An 18,666-nucleotide genomic window follows, 5' to 3' on the forward strand; every position below is an offset into this window, starting at 1 on the left:
GATTAGCGCACGATACCGCGCGTGCCAGTGTTGAGAAAATCGAGCAGCGAGCGCACGGCGTCGAAGACATCCGGCGCACCTGCGTTGCCAAAGGCCTCGATCTGCACCTTCGCTTCGTCGAGCGTCAAACCGCTCTTGTAGAGCAGCTTATACGCGTGACGCAGCGCGGTAATGGCATCGGCGGTGAAGTTACGGCGACGCAGCCCCTCGACATTGATGCCATAAGGCACCGCGCGGTCGCCCGACGCAATCACGAACGGCGGCACGTCTTGCACGAGTACCGAAGCCCCGCCCACCATCGAATGCGCACCAATGCGCACGAACTGATGCACACCGGTCATGCCACCAATGATTGCCCAGTCACCGACTTGTACGTGGCCGGCCAGTTGCGCATTGCTCGAAAACACCGTGTGGTTGCCCACGTGGCAGTCGTGAGCGATGTGCACGTAGGCCATGATCCAGTTGTCGTTGCCGACACCGGTCAAGCCACCGTCCTGCACCGTACCGGTGTGGATGGTCGTGAATTCGCGGATCGTGTTGCGATCGCCAATGACAAGCTTCGTCGGCTCGCCAGCGTACTTCATATCCTGCGGGCTACCGCCGATCGACGCGAACGGGCCGATCTTGTTGCCCTCGCCCAGCGTTGTATGGCCGTCGACAATCGTATGCGCAAGAATCTGCGTGCCGGCGCCGATCGTCACATTCGGCCCGACAATTGCGTAGGGACCGACGGCAACGTCCTCAGCGAGTTGCGCCTTCGGATCGACGACTGCGGTGGGATGAATATGGGTCATGAGCATCTCGATTCCGGTTATTCGCCGTTCTTCTTGACCATGCACATGAACTCGGCTTCCGCCGCGATCTTGCCGTCTACCAGCGCCTTGCCCTTGAACTTGTAGAAGCCGCGGCGCTCGCTCAGGAAATCGACGTCGAGCACGAGTTGGTCACCCGGCTCGACCGGACGCTTGAAGCGAACGCTCTCGATACCCACGAAGTAGTAAAGCGTGTTCTCGTCGTGCACCGCCTCTTCCGAGAACGTGAGCAGCGCAGCGGCTTGCGCCAGCGCTTCGACGATCAGCACGCCCGGCATCACCGGACGTTGCGGATAATGGCCCGTGAAGTACGGCTCATTGATCGTAACGTTCTTGATGACCTTGATGTTCTTGTGCGGCTCCAGGCCGATCACGCGGTCCACCATCAGCATCGGGTACCGATGCGGCAGCAGCTTCATGATCTTGTGGATGTCGATGGTAATAGTGGTCTCGCTCATTTGTCCTGCAGGTCTTTGACCTTCGCTTCAAGTTGACGCACGCGGTCGCGCATCTTGTCCAGATTACGCATGATGGCCGCGTTTTTGTTCCATTCGGCATTCGGGATGGCCGGAAACGCGCTGGTATAGGTGCCCGGGCCAGGAATCGACTTCGACACCCCCGACTTGGCCGTCACGATGACCCGGTCGCCAATTGTCACATGCCCGGCCACGCCCACGGCGCCGCCCAGCATGCAGAATTTCCCGATGGTACTGCTGCCGGCGATGCCCGTACATGCGGCAATCACCGTGTAGGCCCCCACGCGCACGTTATGCGCGATCTGCACCTGATTATCGATCTTGCAACCGCGCTCGATCACCGTATCGGCCATCGCGCCGCGATCGATGGAGGTCGACGCGCCGATTTCGACGTCGTCCTCGATCACCGCACGTCCCACCTGAGGAATCTTTACCCACTCACCGCCATTGGCAGAGAAGTCGGGCGCAAATCCGAAACCGTCCGAGCCGATCACCGCACCCGCGTGAATCACGCAACGCGCGCCAATCACGCTCGTGTGGTACAGCGTGGCATTCGGATAGACGAGCACGTCGTCACCCAACGTCGTGCCGCGACCGACGAACACGTTCGCCACCAGACGAACCCGCTCACCCAGACGCGCCCCCGCCTCGATCACGACATTCGGACCGATAACGCACGACGCCGGCACCACGGCCGTCGGATCGACGACTGCGCTCGGATGAATACCGGCAGGCGGCACAGGTGCCGCAGCTTGCGCGAACATCTGAGCCACGCGCGCAAAGTACGCATAAGGATTCGGCGCGATGATCCACGCACGCCCTTCATGCGACGGCAGCTTGTCGAAGTCGGCTTTGGAGAGAATCACAGCCGCCGCGCCCGAATTGGGCACTTCGGCGAGATACAACGGATTGGACAGGAACGCGAGTTGCTTGGCGCTCGCGCGATCGAGCGGTGCCAGACCATCGACCGCGACATCGCCGTCACCCACGAGGTCGCCGCCGAAGCGAGCGACCAATTGAGCCAGCGACACCGACGGCAACGCCGGCATGGACGACGCGCCCGTCACTTGCCGCCAGTGCCGCTGCCCGAACTTGCGTTCAGCGTCTTGAGCACTTTGTCGGTAATGTCGATACGCGGACTCACGTAGACCGCCTCCTGCACGATCAGATCGTACTTGTCCACTTCCGCAATCTGCTTGATGACACGGTTGGCGCGATCAAGCACGGCTGCGAGTTCTTCGTTGCGACGCTGATTCAGGTCCTCACGAAACTCGCGTTGCTTGCGCTGGAACTCAGTGTCGGCGGCAGCCAGATCACGCTGACGCTTGGCACGCTCGGTGTCGGACAACGTCGGGTTGTCCTTGTCGAGCTTGTCCGACATCGCCTTGAGACGTTGCGCCATCGCCTGCAGATCCGCGTCCCGCTTGGAGAACTCGGCTTCGAGCTTGGCTTGTGCGGCCTTGGCCGGCGCCGAATCGCGAAGAATGCGATCCGAGTTGACAGCGGCGATGCGCGCATCCTGAGCCATGGCGGCAAATGCCGCGCCAGCCAGCAACGCCGCGGCGACGCCGCGAAGGCAATGCTTACGGATACCGTTCAATGTATTACCCCTTACAACGATGAAACGTTCGGAACCGGTCGATGTGCCGTCGTTAGAACGACGTACCGACCTGGAACTGGAATTTCTGATACTGATCGCCGGTCTTCTTGACGAGCGGGAAGCCCATCGAGAGCTTGAGCGGGCCAATCGGTGAAATCCACGACAGGCCGAAACCGTAAGAATAGCGCAGGTTATTGAAGGTAATCGCCTGGCCGTTATCGAACACGTTACCACCGTCCAGGAACGTGAAGATACGCAGTGTACGGTCATAACCCGTGCCCGGCAGCGGGAACGTCAGTTCAACATTACCGATCAGCTTCGAAGCACCACCCAGCGGCTCGCCGTTGGTGTCCTTCGGACCCAGCGAACTCGGCTCATAACCCCGCACCGAGCCGATACCACCCGCGAAGTAGTTCTTGAAGATCGGGAACGGTTGGCCGCCCATCCCGTGGCCGTAGCCGACTTCGCCGTTGAGCGCCAGCGTGAAGCCACGACTCACCGGGTAGTAGTACTGGTGCTGGTAGTAGGCACGGAAGTACTTGGTCGTCCCGATCGGCGTACCGATTTCGATGTTGGCCTGCTGATAATGGCCACGATTCGGGATCAGTGCGCTGTCACGCGAATCGCGCGACCAGCCCACGGTCAGCGGGTAGTTGTTGCTGATGTAACCGAACTGGTTGGCGTAATCGATATAGCGCTGCGGCGTCGTGCCATCACTCGTCAGGTGCAGACGCGTCTGTTCGAAGCCGATACCGAAGAACACCGTGTCGACTTCCGAGAACGGCACACCGAACTTCAGGTTACCGCCTAGCGTGTTGATACGGAAATCCGAATCGCTCGTGAGCAGCAGCGGCTGATACGTACGGTAGTAGATGTCGGTAATACGGCTCACACCGTCGACCGTGAAGTACGGATCGACCTGCGTGACAGCCAACGTACGGTAGGTCTTACCGGTATTCACGTTCACCGACAGCGACGTACCCGAACCGAACACGTTGTCCTGGCTGATACCGGCTTGCAGCACCACCTTGTCAGTCGACGAGAAACCCGCACCCACGTTGATCGTACCGGTCGGCTTTTCTTCCACCTTCACCTGGAGGTCGACCTGATCGTTCGAACCGGCTACCGGCTCGGTCGTCACGTTCACGTCGGTGAAGTAGCCGAGACGGTTGATACGATCCTGCGAAAGCTTGAGGCGGTCGGCGTCGTACCACGAGCTTTCGAGCTGGCGCAGTTCGCGGCGGATCACTTCGTCACGCGTGCGCGAGTTGCCCACGATGTTGATCTTGCGAACGTACACGCGACGGCCCGGATCGATCGTCAGCGCCAACGCCACCGTGTGGTTGTTGCGATCGATCGTCGGCTGGGCGTTCACATTGGCGAATGCGAAGCCGTAGTTACCCAGCAGATCGGAAATCGCCTTCGTGCTGGCTTGCAGCTTGGCCGCAGAGAACGTGTCGCCTGGCTTCAACTGCACGAGCTTCTGAATGTCATCCTGCTTGCCCAGCATCTCGCCGCCAACCTTGACGTCCGACACCTTGTACGGTTCGCCTTCATGCAGGTTGATCGTGAGGAACATCTCGTCCTTGTCCGGCGTGATCGAAACGTCGGTGGAGTCGATGTTGAATTCCAGATAACCGCGGTTCAGATAGAACGAGCGCAGCTTTTCCAGGTCGCCCGTGAGCTTGTCCTTGGAGTACAGGTCGTTCTTCGAGTACCACGACAGCCAGTTCGGCGTGCCGAGTTCCATCTCCGCCGTCAGATCCGACGACGAGAACGCCTTGTTGCCGACGAAGTTGATCTGCTGGATCGTCGCCTTCGGGCCTTCGGTCACGGCGAACTGGATACCCACGCGGTTACGCTCAAGTGGCGTGACCGTCGTCTTCACCTCGGCAGCGTAGTAACCGCGCGTAAGGTATTGACGCTTGAGTTCCTGTTCCGACTTGTCGAGCAGGTTGCGGTCGAAGGTGCGGCCTTCGGTCAGGCCGACCGAACGCAGCGCCTTCTTCAGACCGTCTTTATCGAATTCCTTGATACCAAGGAAGTCGATGGATGCAATCGCGGGACGCTCGTTGACGTGCACCACCAGCACGCTGCCTTGCGCTTCAACGCTCACGTCCGAGAACAGGCCCGTTGCATAAAGGGCACGAATTGCTTCGGTGCCCTTATCGTCGTTGAACTTGTCACCGGGTTTGACTGGCAAGTACGAGAACACGGTACCGGGTTCGATGCGCTGCAAGCCCTCCACTCGGATATCCTTGACCACGAACGGCTCGACGGCGCGTGCCAGGAAACTGTGTGCCGCCAGAACCGCAATCACCAGGGTCTTCGGAACAAGGTGGTATTTATTCGACAACTTGCTTCCCCAAGAAACAATTGAATCGTAAAAACTCGGATTTGCCTGCGACGGCAGGCTCGTGACGCTGTCTAGTGCAGCAACTTCGACAGGTCATTGAAAAGTGCTACGGCGGAGAGCGCAAGGATGCAAACGATGCCCACTCGTTGCAGTGCGCTTTGCCACCGCTCGGAAACTGCCCGACCGGTTATCGCTTCGACCGCATAATATAACAGATAGCCACCGTCCAAAACTGGAATTGGTAACAGATTCAATACGCCAAGGCTAATGCTGACAAGCGCGAGAAAGGCAACGAAATAATCCAGCCCGAGTCTGGCCGAACGCCCTGCATAGTCTGCAATCGTCACCGGCCCGCTCAAATTCTTCAGCGATGCCTGCCCGGTGATCATCTTTCCGAACATCCGAACGCTGAACGCCGTGACGTCCCACGTGCGCTGCGCACCACGCCCAATCGCCTCGAATAACCCGTAGCGCACCGTCACCGTGTCGACCTGACTGGCCAGCGCCGCACCGATCTTGCCAACGCTCGCTCCGCCCGCCTCGGCCGGATCGGCCTCCGCACTCGGTGTCAGCGGCACGTTGCGTAGCGCACCGTCGCGCCGCACAGTAAGGGTCATCGGCTTACCCGGATGAGCACGCACGGCGTCCACAAGGGCCTTCGCCGATCCGACGGGGCTACCGTCGATTGCAGTGATTTCGTCCCCGACGCGCAACCCGGCAAGACCGGCGGCCCCGCCGGCCATCAGTTGCCCCACCTTGACGCGTGCCGACGGCACCAGCCCGAGGCGCTGCATGAAGTCTTGCTCGCCGTCGGCATCGAAATGCTGACCGGCGGCATCCAGCATGAACTCGGCGCGACCGTCGCGGGTACGCGCCACCAGCGTGACACGCTGTCCGTCGATCATCGGATCGACCAAACGCCAGCGAAGATCCTCCCAGGAACGCACGGGTACTTCGTCGCCGACCGCTTCGTCGGGACTGCTGCCGTTCTCGCGGACGCCGGTAATCAGTTCACCGCCAGACATGCCTGCGCGCGCCGCCAACGTCCCTGCCGCCGGCGGTGCGATACGCGCAACGGGCTCGGTCACGCCAGCCAGATTCAGTCCCGCGTACAGCGCAATGGCAAGGAGGAAGTTTGCGATCGGACCGGCCGCAACGATGGCAAAGCGCTTGTAGACGGACTGCTGATTGAAGGCGCGCGCCCGATCTTCCGGCGCGACAATCTGCGTCTCGTCCCGTTCGTCGAGCATTCTGACGTAGCCGCCGAGCGGCAAGGCGCAGACGGTCCACTCCGTGCGATCGCGGCCCATCGTCCACTTGAACAACGGCACGCCGAACCCAACCGAGAATCGCAGAACCTTAACGCCACACAGACGCGCCACGGAGTAATGGCCCAACTCATGGAATACCACCAGCACGCCAATGGCGACGGCAAACGCGAGCAACGTGGTCAACAGAGTCATGAGCGAATTCGAGCCCCAGGGGACATTACGACATACACCTGAGCGTCAGGACGACGCAGGCGCCGGCAGCTTGGCGACGATACCCGCCGCCAACTCACGGGCACGACGATCCGCCTCGAGCACGACGTCGAGCGAGGTGGCTTCGCCAACCGCGACGGTATCGAGCACTTGCTCGACGACTTGCGCGATGGCGGTAAAGCGAATGCGTCCTTCCAGGAATGCCGCGACTGCAATCTCATTGGCAGCATTGAGCAATGCGCCGGCTGTGCCGCCGCTGCGCAGCGTGTCGAACGCCAGACGCAGACACGGGAAACGGCGCAGATCCGGCGCTTCGAAAGTCAGTTTGCCGATATCGGCGAGATTGAGCCCCGTCACGCCCGACGTTACGCGATCCGGGAAAGCAAGTGCGTGAGCAATCGGCGTGCGCATATCGGGGTTCCCGAGCTGCGCGAGCGTCGAACCATCGGCATACGTCACCATCGAGTGGATCACGCTCTGCGGATGAATCAGCACCTCGATCTTCTCGGGCGGCATGTTGAACAGCCAGCGGGCTTCGATAACCTCGAGCCCCTTGTTCATCATGCTTGCGGAATCCACCGAAATCTTGCGGCCCATCACCCAGTTCGGATGCGCACACGCCTCATCCGGTGTGACGTTCTCGAGCGAGGCCAGTTCGCGCTCGCGGAACGGGCCACCCGAAGCAGTCAAGACCAGCTTTTCTACACCGCGCGTCGAAACCCGGTTTTCCCCGGCGACTTGCGGCAAGCACTGGAAGATGGCGTTGTGCTCGCTATCGAGCGGCAGCAACATAGCTCCCGCGCGCTCGGCCGTTGCCATGAACAGCGCGCCGGAGAGCACGAGCGACTCCTTGTTCGCGAGCAGAATGCGCTTGCCGGCGCGAGCGGCGGCGAGGGTCGATTGGAGCCCGGCGGCACCGACAATGGCAGCCACGACCATGGTGACTTCAGATGCTTGCGCAATCTCGATCAACGCCTGCGGACCGTAAGTCACTTCGATCTTCAGCCCGGCATCGGCCAGACGCGCCGCAAGCGAGCGAGCGCCTTGCGCATCAGCCACCACTGCCACCTTCGGGCGATGGGCGACACATTGCTCGAACAGGCGATCCAGATTGCGGTGCGCCGACAGCGCATAGACGGAGAATCGGTCGGGATGACGCCCCACTACATCCAGCGTGCTAACGCCGATGGAGCCGGTGGAGCCAAGAATAGAGAGATGTTGCGACATGATCAGACGAAGAGCAGAGCCAGTGGGAGCACAGGAAGCAATGCGTCGATTCTGTCGAGCACGCCCCCATGGCCAGGCAGCAGCGCGCTGGAATCTTTCACACCGGCTTGCCGCTTGAGTTGAGATTCGAACAGATCGCCCACGACCGAAAAAGCCACCAGCACCGTCAGCGCCAATGCGCCAAGTGCCAGGCCGAGCGCGCCTGCGAGATGAGAAACGATGGTCGGCGCCTGCAAGCCGCTCGCGAGCACCGCCGCGGCGGCCACGAGCACCAACAGCCACCCTCCGACAGCGCCTTCCCAAGACTTCCCAGGACTGATCGAGGGGGCAAGCTTGCGACGGCCGAACGCGCGACCGGCAAAATAGGCACCGGTATCGGCGAGCCAAACGATCACGAGTACCGAGAGAAGAAATGCCACGCCCCGCTCACGCGCAAGACACAGCGCCTGCCACGCCGCAATCAGCAACACCGGACCGGCGACAAGCAGCAAACCGCGCCATGCCCCCTTGGTTGCGGGCTTACGTGCCAGCGTATAGGGTCCGGCCAGCAGCCAGAAGATGGCGGCGGGCTTGAGCCAGATCGACGACAGTGTCCAGCCGCCCACCCATGTGAAGCCCACGCCCAGCAGCGCGAGCGCACCATAGAAGACGGCACCTGTTCCGTTCAGACCGACGAGCCGCCCCCATTCCCAACCGGCGGCAGCCACAATCACGGCCGCAAGCAATGCGAACTGCGCCGGCGTACCGACGAAGATCACGGGCAAGAGAATGGCGAGAAGTACGACAGCGGTAATAACGCGTGTCTTGAGCATCAGGCGGATTGTCCCGAGGGGTTCTGAACTTGCGCGCTGGTACGGCCGAAGCGGCGCTCGCGCTGTTGAAACTCGGCGACGGCCCGCTTGAGCGTATTGGCGTTGAAGTCCGGCCAGAATTCTTCGGTGAAATACAGTTCAGTGTACGCCAGTTGCCAGAGCAGAAAATTACTGACACGCTGGTCGCCGCCAGTTCGAACGAAAAGATCCGGCTCCGGCGCATACGCCATGCTCAGGTAAGGCGCGAGGTCGTCTTCGCTGAACGATGTCTCGAGCGCAGCGGCCCCACCCTGCGCGACACGCGCGGCAGCGAGCTTCTGTGCGGCTTGCAGAATGTCCCACCGCCCGCCGTAGTTGGCTGCGATGGTCAGCGTGAGACCTTTGTTGTCCCGCGTACGCGCTTCCGCACGCTTGACCAGTTCCTGAATGCGCGGTTCGAACGCTTCGAGCGCTCCGATCACACGCAGACGAATTCCATTACTGTGCAGCTTCCCCACCTCGCGCTCGAGCGCGAGGATGAAAAGCTGCATCAGCGTCGAGACCTCATCCTGCGGACGACGCCAGTTCTCGGAACTGAACGCGAACAGGGTCAGGTATTCGATGCCGAGTTCGGCGCATGCCGTCACCGCTTCACGCACGGCATCGACGCCACGCTTATGCCCTGCGACACGGGGCAATTTACGACTGGTAGCCCAACGCCCGTTGCCATCCATGACGATGGCGACGTGGCGCGGAATGCTCGCTGATTCGGGAACAGAGAGCGAAGAGCTGAGAAAACCCATTGAGATACGGCGCGGGAGTCGAGCGCGAAAGTCGGCGGAGATCTTACGGTGAGTGCCAGGGGCACTCAAACCGTCATGATCTCGGCGTCTTTCTGCTTCACCAACTCGTCGATCTCGGCGACAAACTTGTCCGTGAGCTTCTGAACTTCGTCGCTGCCACGGCGCTCATCGTCTTCCGAGGCTTCCTTATCCTTGACGAGCTTCTTGAGTTGCTCGTTGGCATCACGGCGCAGATTACGCACGGCAACCTTGGCGGACTCGCCTTCCGACTTGACCAGCTTGGTCAGTTCGCGACGACGCTCCTCAGTCAGCATGGGCATCGGCACACGAATCAGATCGCCTTGCGTGGCGGGGTTCAGACCCAGGTCCGATTCGCGAATGGCCTTCTCGACCACGGGGACCATCTTCTTTTCCCACGGCTGCACGCCGATCGTACGACTGTCCACGAGGTTCACGTTAGCGACCTGGGAGATAGGCACCATCGAGCCGTAGTAATCCACCTGCACATGATCGAGCAGGCCGGCGTGCGCGCGACCGGTACGAATCTTCGCCAGGTTGTTCTTGAACGACTCGATCGAGCTTTTCATCTTTTGCTCGACATTTTTCTTGATGTCAGCAACGCTCATGACAACCTCCAAACCTTGAATTGTTACGCAAAACGTAAATGATACGGCGTTGGCGCGCCAATGCACGCCAACGCCGCAATTTGAGCTCAAACGTGGACGAGCGTTCCCTCGTCTTCGCCGAGGATAACGTGCTTGAGCGCGCCCGGCTTCACAATCGAGAAAACGCGCACCGGCATCTTCTGATCGCGGCACAGCGCGAAAGCCGTCGCGTCCATGACCTGCAGGTTCTTCGAAATGGCCTCATCGAAGCTGATGGTCGAATACTTTACCGCGTTGGGGTCCTTCTTGGGATCAGCCGAGTACACGCCGTCGACCTTGGTCGCCTTGAGCACCACTTCGGCGCCGACTTCCGAGCCGCGCAGCGCAGCCGCCGTGTCGGTCGTGAAAAACGGGTTGCCCGTGCCTGCGGCGAAAATCACGACTTTGCCCTCTTCGAGCTGACGGATCGCACGCGGGCGGATGTACGGCTCAACGACCTGGTCCATGCGCAGCGCGGACTGTACACGCGCCTCGATACCGGCGTGACGCATGGCATCTTGCAGCGCCAGGGCGTTCATCATGGTGGCCAGCATGCCCATATAGTCGGCAGTCGCACGGTCCATACCGGCGGCTCCGCCAGCCACACCCCGGAAAATATTGCCACCGCCGATCACGACGGCCAATTGCGTGCCCAGGCGAACGACTTCGGCAATATCGCCAACCATGCGCTCGATGGTCGCACGATTGATGCCGAATGCATCGTCACCCATGAGGGCTTCACCAGAGAGCTTGAGAAGTACGCGTTTGTAAGGAGTAGACATGGCGGTCCTTAAGAAGTCTGGTCGGGCACTGTTGGGTATTCTGGATGAAACAACGGGGACGGCACCGCCGCCCCCGGATACTGCGATACTGCGCGAATTACGACTGCTTGGCAGCGGCCACTTGTGCGGCCACTTCGGCAGCGAAGTCGTCCTGCTTCTTCTCGATGCCTTCGCCAACCACGAACATGGTGAAGCTCTTCACCGACGTGTTGTTGGCCTTGAGCATCTGCTCGACGGTCGACTTATCGTCCTTCACGTAAGCCTGGTTGAACAGCGAGACTTCCTTCAGGAACTTCTGCACGCTGCCTTCCACCATCTTGGCGACGATCTCTGCCGGCTTGCCCGATTCGGCAGCCTTCTCGGCAGCGACCTTACGCTCCTTTTCGATCAGCTCCGGCGAGACCTGATCGCCCGACACGGCCACCGGCTTCATGGCGGCGATGTGCATGGCGACGTTCTTGCCCACTTCAGCGTCAGCACCTTCGTACTCGACGACCACGCCGATACGCGTGCCGTGCAGGTACGCAGCCAGCTTGCCCGACGTCTCGTAACGCTGGAAGCGACGGATCGTCATGTTTTCGCCGATCTTGCCGATCAGGTCGGCACGCACCTGCTCGACGGTCTTGCCTTCGAGCGGCAGCGCCGACAGAGCCGCCACGTCGGCCGGGCCGTTCTCGGCGACCAGCTTGGCCACGTCGTTGGCGAACTTCAGGAAGTCATCGTTCTTCGAGACGAAATCGGTTTCGCAGTTGATTTCGACAACGGCGCCCTTGCTGCCGTCGATGTAGGCAGCGATCACGCCTTCTGCCGTGATACGGCTGGCGGCCTTGCTGGCCTTGCTACCCAGCTTGACACGCAGGATTTCTTCAGCACGGACCATGTCGCCGTCGGCTTCGGTCAGCGCCTTCTTGCATTCCATCATCGGCGCATCGGTCTTGGCGCGCAGTTCGCCCACCATTGCTGCAGTAATTGCCGGCATATCGTTACTCCTGTATATCGAATCAGTCGGGAGAGGATGGCACCCGAACGGCCGCACTGCCCGCTCTCGGCGCCCCGCGCACCCGACGCGGGAAAATCGGACTAAAAAAAAGGGGCGCCACAAGCAGCCCCCTTTGTTACGCAGCGGTGGCCGCTTACGCCTCTTCGTTCACTTCGACGAACTCGTCGCCATCTCCGCGAACGGCTTCCACGACTTCCTTGACGGCGTTTGCACGGCCTTCGAGGATCGCATCGGCAACGCCTTGCACGTACAGCTCAACTGCCTTGCTCGAGTCATCGTTACCCGGGATGACGTAGTCAACGCCGTCCGGCGAGTGGTTCGTATCGACCACGGCGATCACCGGAATGCCCAGCTTGTTGGCTTCGGTGATGGCAATCTTGTGGTAACCAACGTCGACGACGAAGATGGCGTCGGGCATGCCGCCCATTTCCTTCACGCCACCAATCGACTTCTGCAGCTTGGCCATTTCGCGATCGAACAGCAGCGCTTCCTTCTTGCTCATGCGCTCTTGCTCACCGGCTTCCAGAGCCTGCTCCATGTCCTTGAGCTTCTTGATCGACGACTTCAGCGTCTTGAAGTTCGTCAGCATGCCGCCCAGCCAACGGTTGTTGACGAAAGGCATACCGGCGCGGCCTGCGGCTTCCGCCACGATTTCACGCGCTTGACGCTTCGTGCCCACGAACAGGATCGTGCCGCGGTTTGCTGCCAGTTGACGCACGTACTTCAGTGCGTCCTGGTACATCGGCAACGTCTTTTCGAGGTTGATGATGTGAATCTTGTTGCGATGGCCGAAGATATACGGGGCCATCTTGGGGTTCCAGAAACGGGTTTGGTGACCAAAGTGGACGCCCGCTTCCAGCATCTGACGCATCGTGACAGACATGTGATTCTCCGTGAGGGTTAGGTCTTAGACCGGCTGCCGTACCCGTTTCGCCAGACTGCCATACAGCTTTGCATGGCCCGCCGGGGAAGATCGGGCACCCTGGGTGCGCCGGCCCGCGATTTCAAGATTTCCAAGCCGATGACGACATTTGCCACCTGGCACCTCACCGGGTGCAGCGCCCTCCGGCACAACATTGGGGCAAATAATACCCGCAAAACCCGGCGAAGACCCTTAAAACCCAAGGGAAAACCCTTGGGTTTATCAGCAACTCGTCCTCGACTTAGCCCGAGATTATAGCATCGCACCACGCTGGCACTCAAGCGGCGCGTGAACTTGTGATGACAAGCCGGAAACGCCCGGTTCGCGCGGCATTCGACCCGACTCGCTCCGTGGCCCGCCGCGCGCCGGAACATCGGCAATTCATTGTCGGAACGCTCCGAAATCCGCGCCAGACGGGGCGAAAACCGTCCATTGGTGCGATAATGCGACACTGTTCAAGCAACTTGCCCGATTCAGCAATGGCCATCACCCTCAAGAATGCCCACGATATTGAAATGATGCGCGTCGCCTGTCGACTGGCCAGCGAAGTGCTCGATTTCATTACCCCGCACGTGCGCGCTGGCGTCTCCACCGGGGAACTCGACCGCCTCTGCCATGAGTACATGACCAAGGAACAGGGCACCGTACCGGCGCCGCTGAATTACCAGCCGCCGGGCTATCCGCCCTACCCCAAGGCCACCTGCATTTCGGTCAACGATGTGATCTGCCATGGCATTCCCGGCGACAAGGTGCTCAAGAACGGCGATGCACTCAACATCGACATCACCGTCATCAAGGACGGCTACTTCGGCGACACCAGCCGGATGTTCATCGTCGGCGAAGGCTCGATCCTCGCCAAGCGTCTGACGCAGGTCACATATGAATGCATGTGGCTCGGCATCAATCAGGTACGCCCGGGTGCGCATCTTGGCGATATCGGTCAGGCGATTCAAACCCACGCCGAAGCCCAGGGCTATAGCGTGGTGCGCGAATACTGCGGCCACGGCATCGGCCAGGTGTTCCACGAAGATCCGCAGATTCTGCATTACGGCCGGCAGGGTACCGGGCTCGTGCTGCAAACCGGGATGATTTTCACTATCGAGCCGATGATCAACGCCGGTAAGCGCGAGATTCGGACGATGCCCGACCAATGGACGGTCAAGACACGCGATCGCAGCCTGTCAGCGCAGTGGGAGCACACCGTGCTGGTGACGGAGACAGGGCACGAAGTGCTGACGCATTCGGCCCTGACGCCCCCGCCGCCGCCCGGCTCGTCGTACGTAACATCGTTCGCGGCAGCAGCCTGAGCATTCATATCCGTCCTGCCGCCTGCCGAACGGGCGGCTACCCGGCCTGGCTCATTACTTACATACTCAGGAAGCCGTCATGCACGCGCGTGCGCACGCCCCTTCTCCGCTACGTCAGGCCCTCAAAGAACGCAAGGCCGAGCTTGTCGAACGCTTTTCCGCGCACGGCAAGATCGACACCCTGTTGCACGGCATGTGTCAGGCCGTCGATCAGGCCATGCGCGAAGCATGGGCCGAGTGTCAGATGCCCGGCGATCTCGCGCTCGTAGCAGTCGGTGGCTATGGCCGCGGCGAACTGTATCCGCACTCGGACGTCGACATTCTCCTGTTGCATCGGCATGCCGAGGGAGCGGCGCTCACGTCGCACGTAGAGCCGTTCATCGGCTTCCTTTGGGACATCGGACTGGAAATCGGCTCGTCGGTGCGTACGGTCGACGAGTGCATCATTGAAGCGCACGCCGACATTACGGTTCAAACAAGCCTGCTCGAAGCGCGGCTTTTGACAGGCAACCGTGCCCTCTTCGACGAATTCGAGCAGCGCTTTTCGGCAGACCTCGATCCGCGTGCATTTTTCCGCAGCAAGCAACTGGAAATTCGCCAGCGTCACGCGAAGTATCAGGACACCCCCTACAGCCTCGAGCCGAATTGCAAGGAAAGCCCCGGCGGTCTGCGCGATCTGCAGGTCATTCTCTGGATGACGAAAGCGGCGGGCCTTGGCAATAGCTGGTCGGAACTCTTCGCACGAGACTTGCTGACCGACCGCGAACTGAAGGAATTGCGCCGCAACGAACAATTCCTGAAGGGGCTGCGGGCGCGGCTTCACTTGCTCGCACGGCGGCGTCAGGATGTGCTCGTGTTCGACATGCAGACATCGCTCGCGCAGAGTCTGGGCTTCAACGCGACAACGACCAAGCGCGCCAGCGAGCAACTGATGCGCCGCTACTACTGGGCGGCGAAGGCCGTCTCCCAGCTCAATACGGTGCTACTGCTCAATGTCGAGGCTCGTCTGTTCCCGCAGACCAGCGGTGTCACCCGTGTGATCAACGAGCGCTTCGTCGAGAAGCAGGGAATGATCGAAATCGTGGATGACGAGTTGTACCAACGTCATCCAAACGCGATCCTCGAGACATTCCTGCTATACGAACAGGTCGTGGGCGTAAAAGGCCTGTCGGCGCGGACGTTACGGGCGCTGTACAATGCGCGCGAATTGATGGATGCGCAATGGCGCGCCGATCCGGAGAACCGCCGTACGTTTCTGGCAATTCTTCAGCAACCGCAGGGCATCACGCATGCCTTGCGCCTGATGAATCAGACGAGCGTGCTTGGCCGGTATCTGATCAACTTCCGTCGCGTGGTCGGACAGATGCAGCACGATCTGTATCACGTGTACACGGTCGATCAGCACATCCTGATGGTCGTGCGCAACATCCGCCGGTTCGCCGTGGCGGAACACACGCACGAGTATCCGTTCTGCAGCCAGTTGATCGCGAACTTCGACAGGCCATGGGTACTGACGATTGCGGCCCTCTTCCATGACATCGCGAAAGGCCGTGGCGGCGATCATTCCACACTCGGCATGGCCGACGCGCGACGTTTCTGCACGCGTCATGGCATCGACAAGGAAGATACCGAGTTGATCGTCTGGCTTGTCGGTGAGCATCTGACGATGAGCACCGTCGCGCAAAAGCAGGACACAACCGATCCCGAGGTCATCCGGCGTTTTGCGGAGAAGGTCGGTAACGAACGACGTCTGACAGCGTTGTATCTTCTGACGGTCGCCGATATTCGCGGCACCAGCCCCAAAGTCTGGAACGCCTGGAAGGGCAAGCTGCTTGAAGACCTTTATCGGCTTACCTTGCAGGTGCTGGGCGGTGCGAACCCCGATCCGCGTTCGCAGTTGAAAACGCGCAAGGAGGAAGCGCTCGGGCTGCTGCGACTGTACACCGTGCCTGAGCGCGCGCAGGAAGCGCTCTGGAACACACTCGACGTAGCGTACTTCCTGCGCAACGATCCGGCGGACGTCGCATGGCAGACGCGTCATTTGTGGCGACAGGTCGACAGCGCCGTTCCGATTGTCAAGGCGCGCCCGTCGCCGATTGGCGAAGGGCTTCAGGTCATGGTGTACGTGCGCGATCAGGTCGATCTGTTTGCTCGCATCTGCGGCTATTTCGAGCGCAAGGGGCTGTCGATTCTCGATGCCAAGGTGCACACGACCAGCCACGGCTTCGCACTGGATAGTTTCCTGTTGACGGACCCAGGCCTCGATACCAGCTACCGTGACATCATCAATCTGGTGGAAAGCGAGTTGGTGTCGTTGCTCACGCGCGTCGAGCCGATGGCGGAGCCGAACAAGGGACGGTTGCCACGACGTTCGCGTAGCTTCCCGGTCACGCCGCGCGTCGATTTGCGGCCCGACGAACGTGGCCAGTACTACCTGCTGTCGGTGTCGGCTAACGACCGCACCGGCTTGCTCTATGCGGTCGCCCGCGTACTTGCGCGTCATGGCGTGAGCGTGCGTACCGCCCGCATCAATACCCTCGGCGAACGTGTTGAAGATACGTTCCTGCTTGATGGCAGCCGTTTGCAGGACAATCGCCTGCAAATTGCCGTCGAGACCGAATTACTAGAAGCATTGGAACCATGAGCGATACCCCGCGCGCCAAACTCGGCGCCAAACATCCCCGCACGCTCGACAAGACCCGCGCACCGGTGCGTTCGTCCGGCGCGCTGCGTCGTACGACCAAGGCCGTGCCCGCGTCGATGCTCGACGCCAACGGCGCGAAAAGGAAGCCTGCGGCAAAACCGGCACGTCCGCGTCCGGCAAACGATGCCGCGACGCCCGGCGGCGCGCGACGCCCTGCCGGCAGTGGCGCCGCGCCGCGCCAACCCGCAACCGGCGCGCCGAAGCCATATGAAAAGCGCCCCATGGGTGAACGCCCGCCGGTGCGCGGTCAACGTGAGCGCGTTGCAGGAGCACGTCCTGCACGTCTGGACGAAGACCGTCCGCGTCGCAGCACCGAAGGCGGAGCGCGTGGCGATTACGCCCGCCCCGCCAAACGCAGCCCAGATGACCGCGCTCCACGTCGTTTCGAAGAGGACCGCCCACGTCGTGCCACCGAAGGTGGCGCGCGTGGCGATTTCGCGCGCCCCGCCAAACGCGGCACGGATGATCGTGCCCCGCGTCGTTTCGACGAAGACCGCCCACGCCGTGCCACCGAAGGCGGTGCCCGCGGCGATTTCGCGCGCCCTGCTAAACGCGGCACGGATGATCGCGCACCGCGTCGTTTCGACGAAGACCGCCCGCGCCGCAGCGCTGAGGGCGGTGCCCACGGCGATTTCGCCCGTCCGGTGAAGCGCAGCACAGACGACCGCGCACCGCGTCGTTTTGACGAAGACCGCCCGCGCCGTGCCACCGAAGGTGGTGCCCGCAACGATTACGCTCGTCCCGCCAAACGCGGTACCGACGACCGCGCTCCGCGACGCTTCGACGAAGACCGCCCGCGCCGTGCCGCCGACAACGCGCCACGCAGCCGCTTCGCTCGTGACGATCGAGACACCCAGGCCGGGCGATCGACGCGTCCCGCACGCGCGCCGCGTGCAACCCGCGACGATGACGACGACATCAAGGTCCATCACGATGCGGCCGGGTCGCTGCGCCTATCCAAACGCATGTCGGAGCTCGGTCTGTGCTCGCGCCGCGAAGCCGATGAGTGGATCGCCAAGGGATGGGTGCGCGTTGACGGCAAGGTCATCACCGAACTCGGCACGAAGATTCTGCCGACGCAGGAAATCACCGTGGTGCAAGCCGCACGAAAGGAACAGGCCAATCGCGTCACTATCCTGCTGCACAAACCCGTGGGCTATGTCTCCGGGCAAGCCGAAGACGGCTACGAACCCGCAGTCGTACTGGTGACACGTGAACACCATTGGTCCGAAGACGATGCCGGCGTGCGCTTCTCGCCGTCGCACCTGCGCAGCCTTGCACCGGCCGGCCGCCTCGACATCGACTCGACGGGTCTGCTCGTCCTGACGCAGGATGGCCGCATCGCCAAGCAACTGATCGGCGAAGATTCGGATATCGAGAAGGAATACCTCGTGCGCGTGTCGTACAACGAGCATGAGCAAAACGTCGAGGCGCACTTCCCTGCCGAGCGTCTGGCCCTTCTGCGTCAAGGCCTCGAACTCGACGATCAGCCGCTCAAGCCCGCACAGGTCGAATGGCAGAACCCGGAGCAACTGCGTTTCGTGCTCAAGGAAGGCAAGAAGCGTCAGATTCGCCGGATGTGCGAACTCGTCGGCCTGCATGTGACTGGCCTCAAGCGCGTGCGCATGGGGCGCATCACGCTGGGCAACCTGCCCGTGGGTGAGTGGCGTTACCTGCGCACCGGCGAAGGCTTCTGAATCAACTGCGCCGCGCATGAAAAAGCCCGCCATCGAGGCGGGCTTTTTCGTGACCATTGATGCT

Annotated in this window: 16 protein-coding genes; 3 read left to right on the plus strand and 13 right to left on the minus strand. The window is 61.2% G+C overall.

Annotated features, from left to right (window positions below; translation table 11 throughout):
* Positions 1 to 2 precede the first annotated feature (2 nt).
* The 13 genes from lpxA to rpsB all read right to left on the minus strand — a co-directional run bounded on the left by lpxA (position 3) and on the right by rpsB (position 12,855).
* Complete coding sequence (gene lpxA / locus C266_RS00215) at positions 3 to 794, minus strand: acyl-ACP--UDP-N-acetylglucosamine O-acyltransferase (RefSeq protein ID WP_010803873.1); 792 nt, start codon at positions 792 to 794, stop codon at positions 3 to 5.
* A gap of 17 nt (positions 795 to 811) precedes the next feature.
* Positions 812 to 1,270, minus strand: a complete 459-nt coding sequence (gene fabZ, locus C266_RS00220) for a 3-hydroxyacyl-ACP dehydratase FabZ (RefSeq protein ID WP_010803872.1) — start codon at positions 1,268 to 1,270, stop codon at positions 812 to 814.
* Positions 1,267 to 2,337 carry a UDP-3-O-(3-hydroxymyristoyl)glucosamine N-acyltransferase gene (gene lpxD / locus C266_RS00225; protein WP_010803871.1) on the minus strand — a complete coding sequence of 357 codons (1,071 nt, stop codon included), beginning with the start codon at positions 2,335 to 2,337 and terminating at the stop codon, positions 1,267 to 1,269. The genes fabZ and lpxD overlap by 4 nt, the downstream gene beginning before the upstream one ends.
* Before the next feature lie 14 nt (positions 2,338 to 2,351).
* On the minus strand, positions 2,352 to 2,816 hold the full coding sequence (locus tag C266_RS00230) for an OmpH family outer membrane protein (RefSeq protein WP_051126094.1): 465 nt from the start codon (positions 2,814 to 2,816) through the stop codon (positions 2,352 to 2,354).
* A 124-nt stretch (positions 2,817 to 2,940) separates the two neighbouring features.
* Positions 2,941 to 5,244, minus strand: coding sequence for an outer membrane protein assembly factor BamA (gene bamA / locus C266_RS00235; protein ID WP_010803869.1), 2,304 nt, complete (start codon positions 5,242 to 5,244; stop codon positions 2,941 to 2,943).
* Positions 5,245 to 5,315: 71 nt separating this feature from the next.
* Entirely contained in the window at positions 5,316 to 6,707 is a 1,392-nt protein-coding gene (gene rseP, locus C266_RS00240; RefSeq protein WP_010803868.1) for an RIP metalloprotease RseP, read from the minus strand.
* A 45-nt stretch (positions 6,708 to 6,752) separates the two neighbouring features.
* The gene (gene ispC, locus C266_RS00245) at positions 6,753 to 7,952 is read right to left on the minus strand and encodes a 1-deoxy-D-xylulose-5-phosphate reductoisomerase (protein ID WP_010803867.1); all 1,200 of its coding nucleotides are present in this window, start codon (positions 7,950 to 7,952) and stop codon (positions 6,753 to 6,755) included.
* Between the two features lie 2 nt (positions 7,953 to 7,954).
* Positions 7,955 to 8,764, minus strand: a complete 810-nt coding sequence (locus C266_RS00250; protein ID WP_010803866.1) for a phosphatidate cytidylyltransferase — start codon at positions 8,762 to 8,764, stop codon at positions 7,955 to 7,957.
* Positions 8,764 to 9,546 carry a polyprenyl diphosphate synthase gene (gene uppS, locus C266_RS00255; protein ID WP_010803865.1) on the minus strand — a complete coding sequence of 261 codons (783 nt, stop codon included), beginning with the start codon at positions 9,544 to 9,546 and terminating at the stop codon, positions 8,764 to 8,766. Before uppS ends, C266_RS00250 begins: the two co-directional genes overlap by 1 nt.
* Positions 9,547 to 9,611: 65 nt before the next feature.
* Positions 9,612 to 10,172 carry a ribosome recycling factor gene (gene frr / locus C266_RS00260; RefSeq protein ID WP_010803864.1) on the minus strand — a complete coding sequence of 187 codons (561 nt, stop codon included), beginning with the start codon at positions 10,170 to 10,172 and terminating at the stop codon, positions 9,612 to 9,614.
* 86 nt (positions 10,173 to 10,258) lie between these two features.
* Positions 10,259 to 10,972 (minus strand): UMP kinase, encoded by a 714-nt coding sequence (gene pyrH / locus C266_RS00265; RefSeq protein WP_010803863.1) that lies wholly within the window; start codon positions 10,970 to 10,972, stop codon positions 10,259 to 10,261.
* A gap of 97 nt (positions 10,973 to 11,069) precedes the next feature.
* Complete coding sequence (gene tsf, locus C266_RS00270; RefSeq protein ID WP_010803862.1) at positions 11,070 to 11,951, minus strand: translation elongation factor Ts; 882 nt, start codon at positions 11,949 to 11,951, stop codon at positions 11,070 to 11,072.
* A 154-nt stretch (positions 11,952 to 12,105) separates the two neighbouring features.
* A complete protein-coding gene (gene rpsB / locus C266_RS00275) occupies positions 12,106 to 12,855 on the minus strand; it encodes a 30S ribosomal protein S2 (RefSeq protein ID WP_010803861.1) in 750 nt (249 codons plus the stop codon).
* Between the two features lie 518 nt (positions 12,856 to 13,373).
* Between rpsB and map the strand changes: the two genes are divergently transcribed.
* The 3 genes from map (at position 13,374) to C266_RS00290 (ending at position 18,602) form a co-directional block, all read left to right on the plus strand.
* Positions 13,374 to 14,201: a type I methionyl aminopeptidase gene (gene map / locus C266_RS00280; protein WP_010803860.1), complete on the plus strand. Its 828-nt coding sequence runs from the start codon at positions 13,374 to 13,376 to the stop codon at positions 14,199 to 14,201.
* Between the two features lie 79 nt (positions 14,202 to 14,280).
* Positions 14,281 to 16,845 (plus strand): [protein-PII] uridylyltransferase, encoded by a 2,565-nt coding sequence (locus C266_RS00285; protein ID WP_010803859.1) that lies wholly within the window; start codon positions 14,281 to 14,283, stop codon positions 16,843 to 16,845.
* Positions 16,842 to 18,602, plus strand: a complete 1,761-nt coding sequence (locus tag C266_RS00290; protein WP_010803858.1) for a pseudouridine synthase — start codon at positions 16,842 to 16,844, stop codon at positions 18,600 to 18,602. The genes C266_RS00285 and C266_RS00290 overlap by 4 nt, the downstream gene beginning before the upstream one ends.
* The last annotated feature ends 64 nt before the right edge of the window (positions 18,603 to 18,666 follow it).

Source organism: Pandoraea sp. SD6-2 (assembly GCF_000389825.1).
In the GTDB taxonomy this organism is placed as follows: Bacteria; Pseudomonadota; Gammaproteobacteria; order Burkholderiales; family Burkholderiaceae; genus Pandoraea; species Pandoraea communis.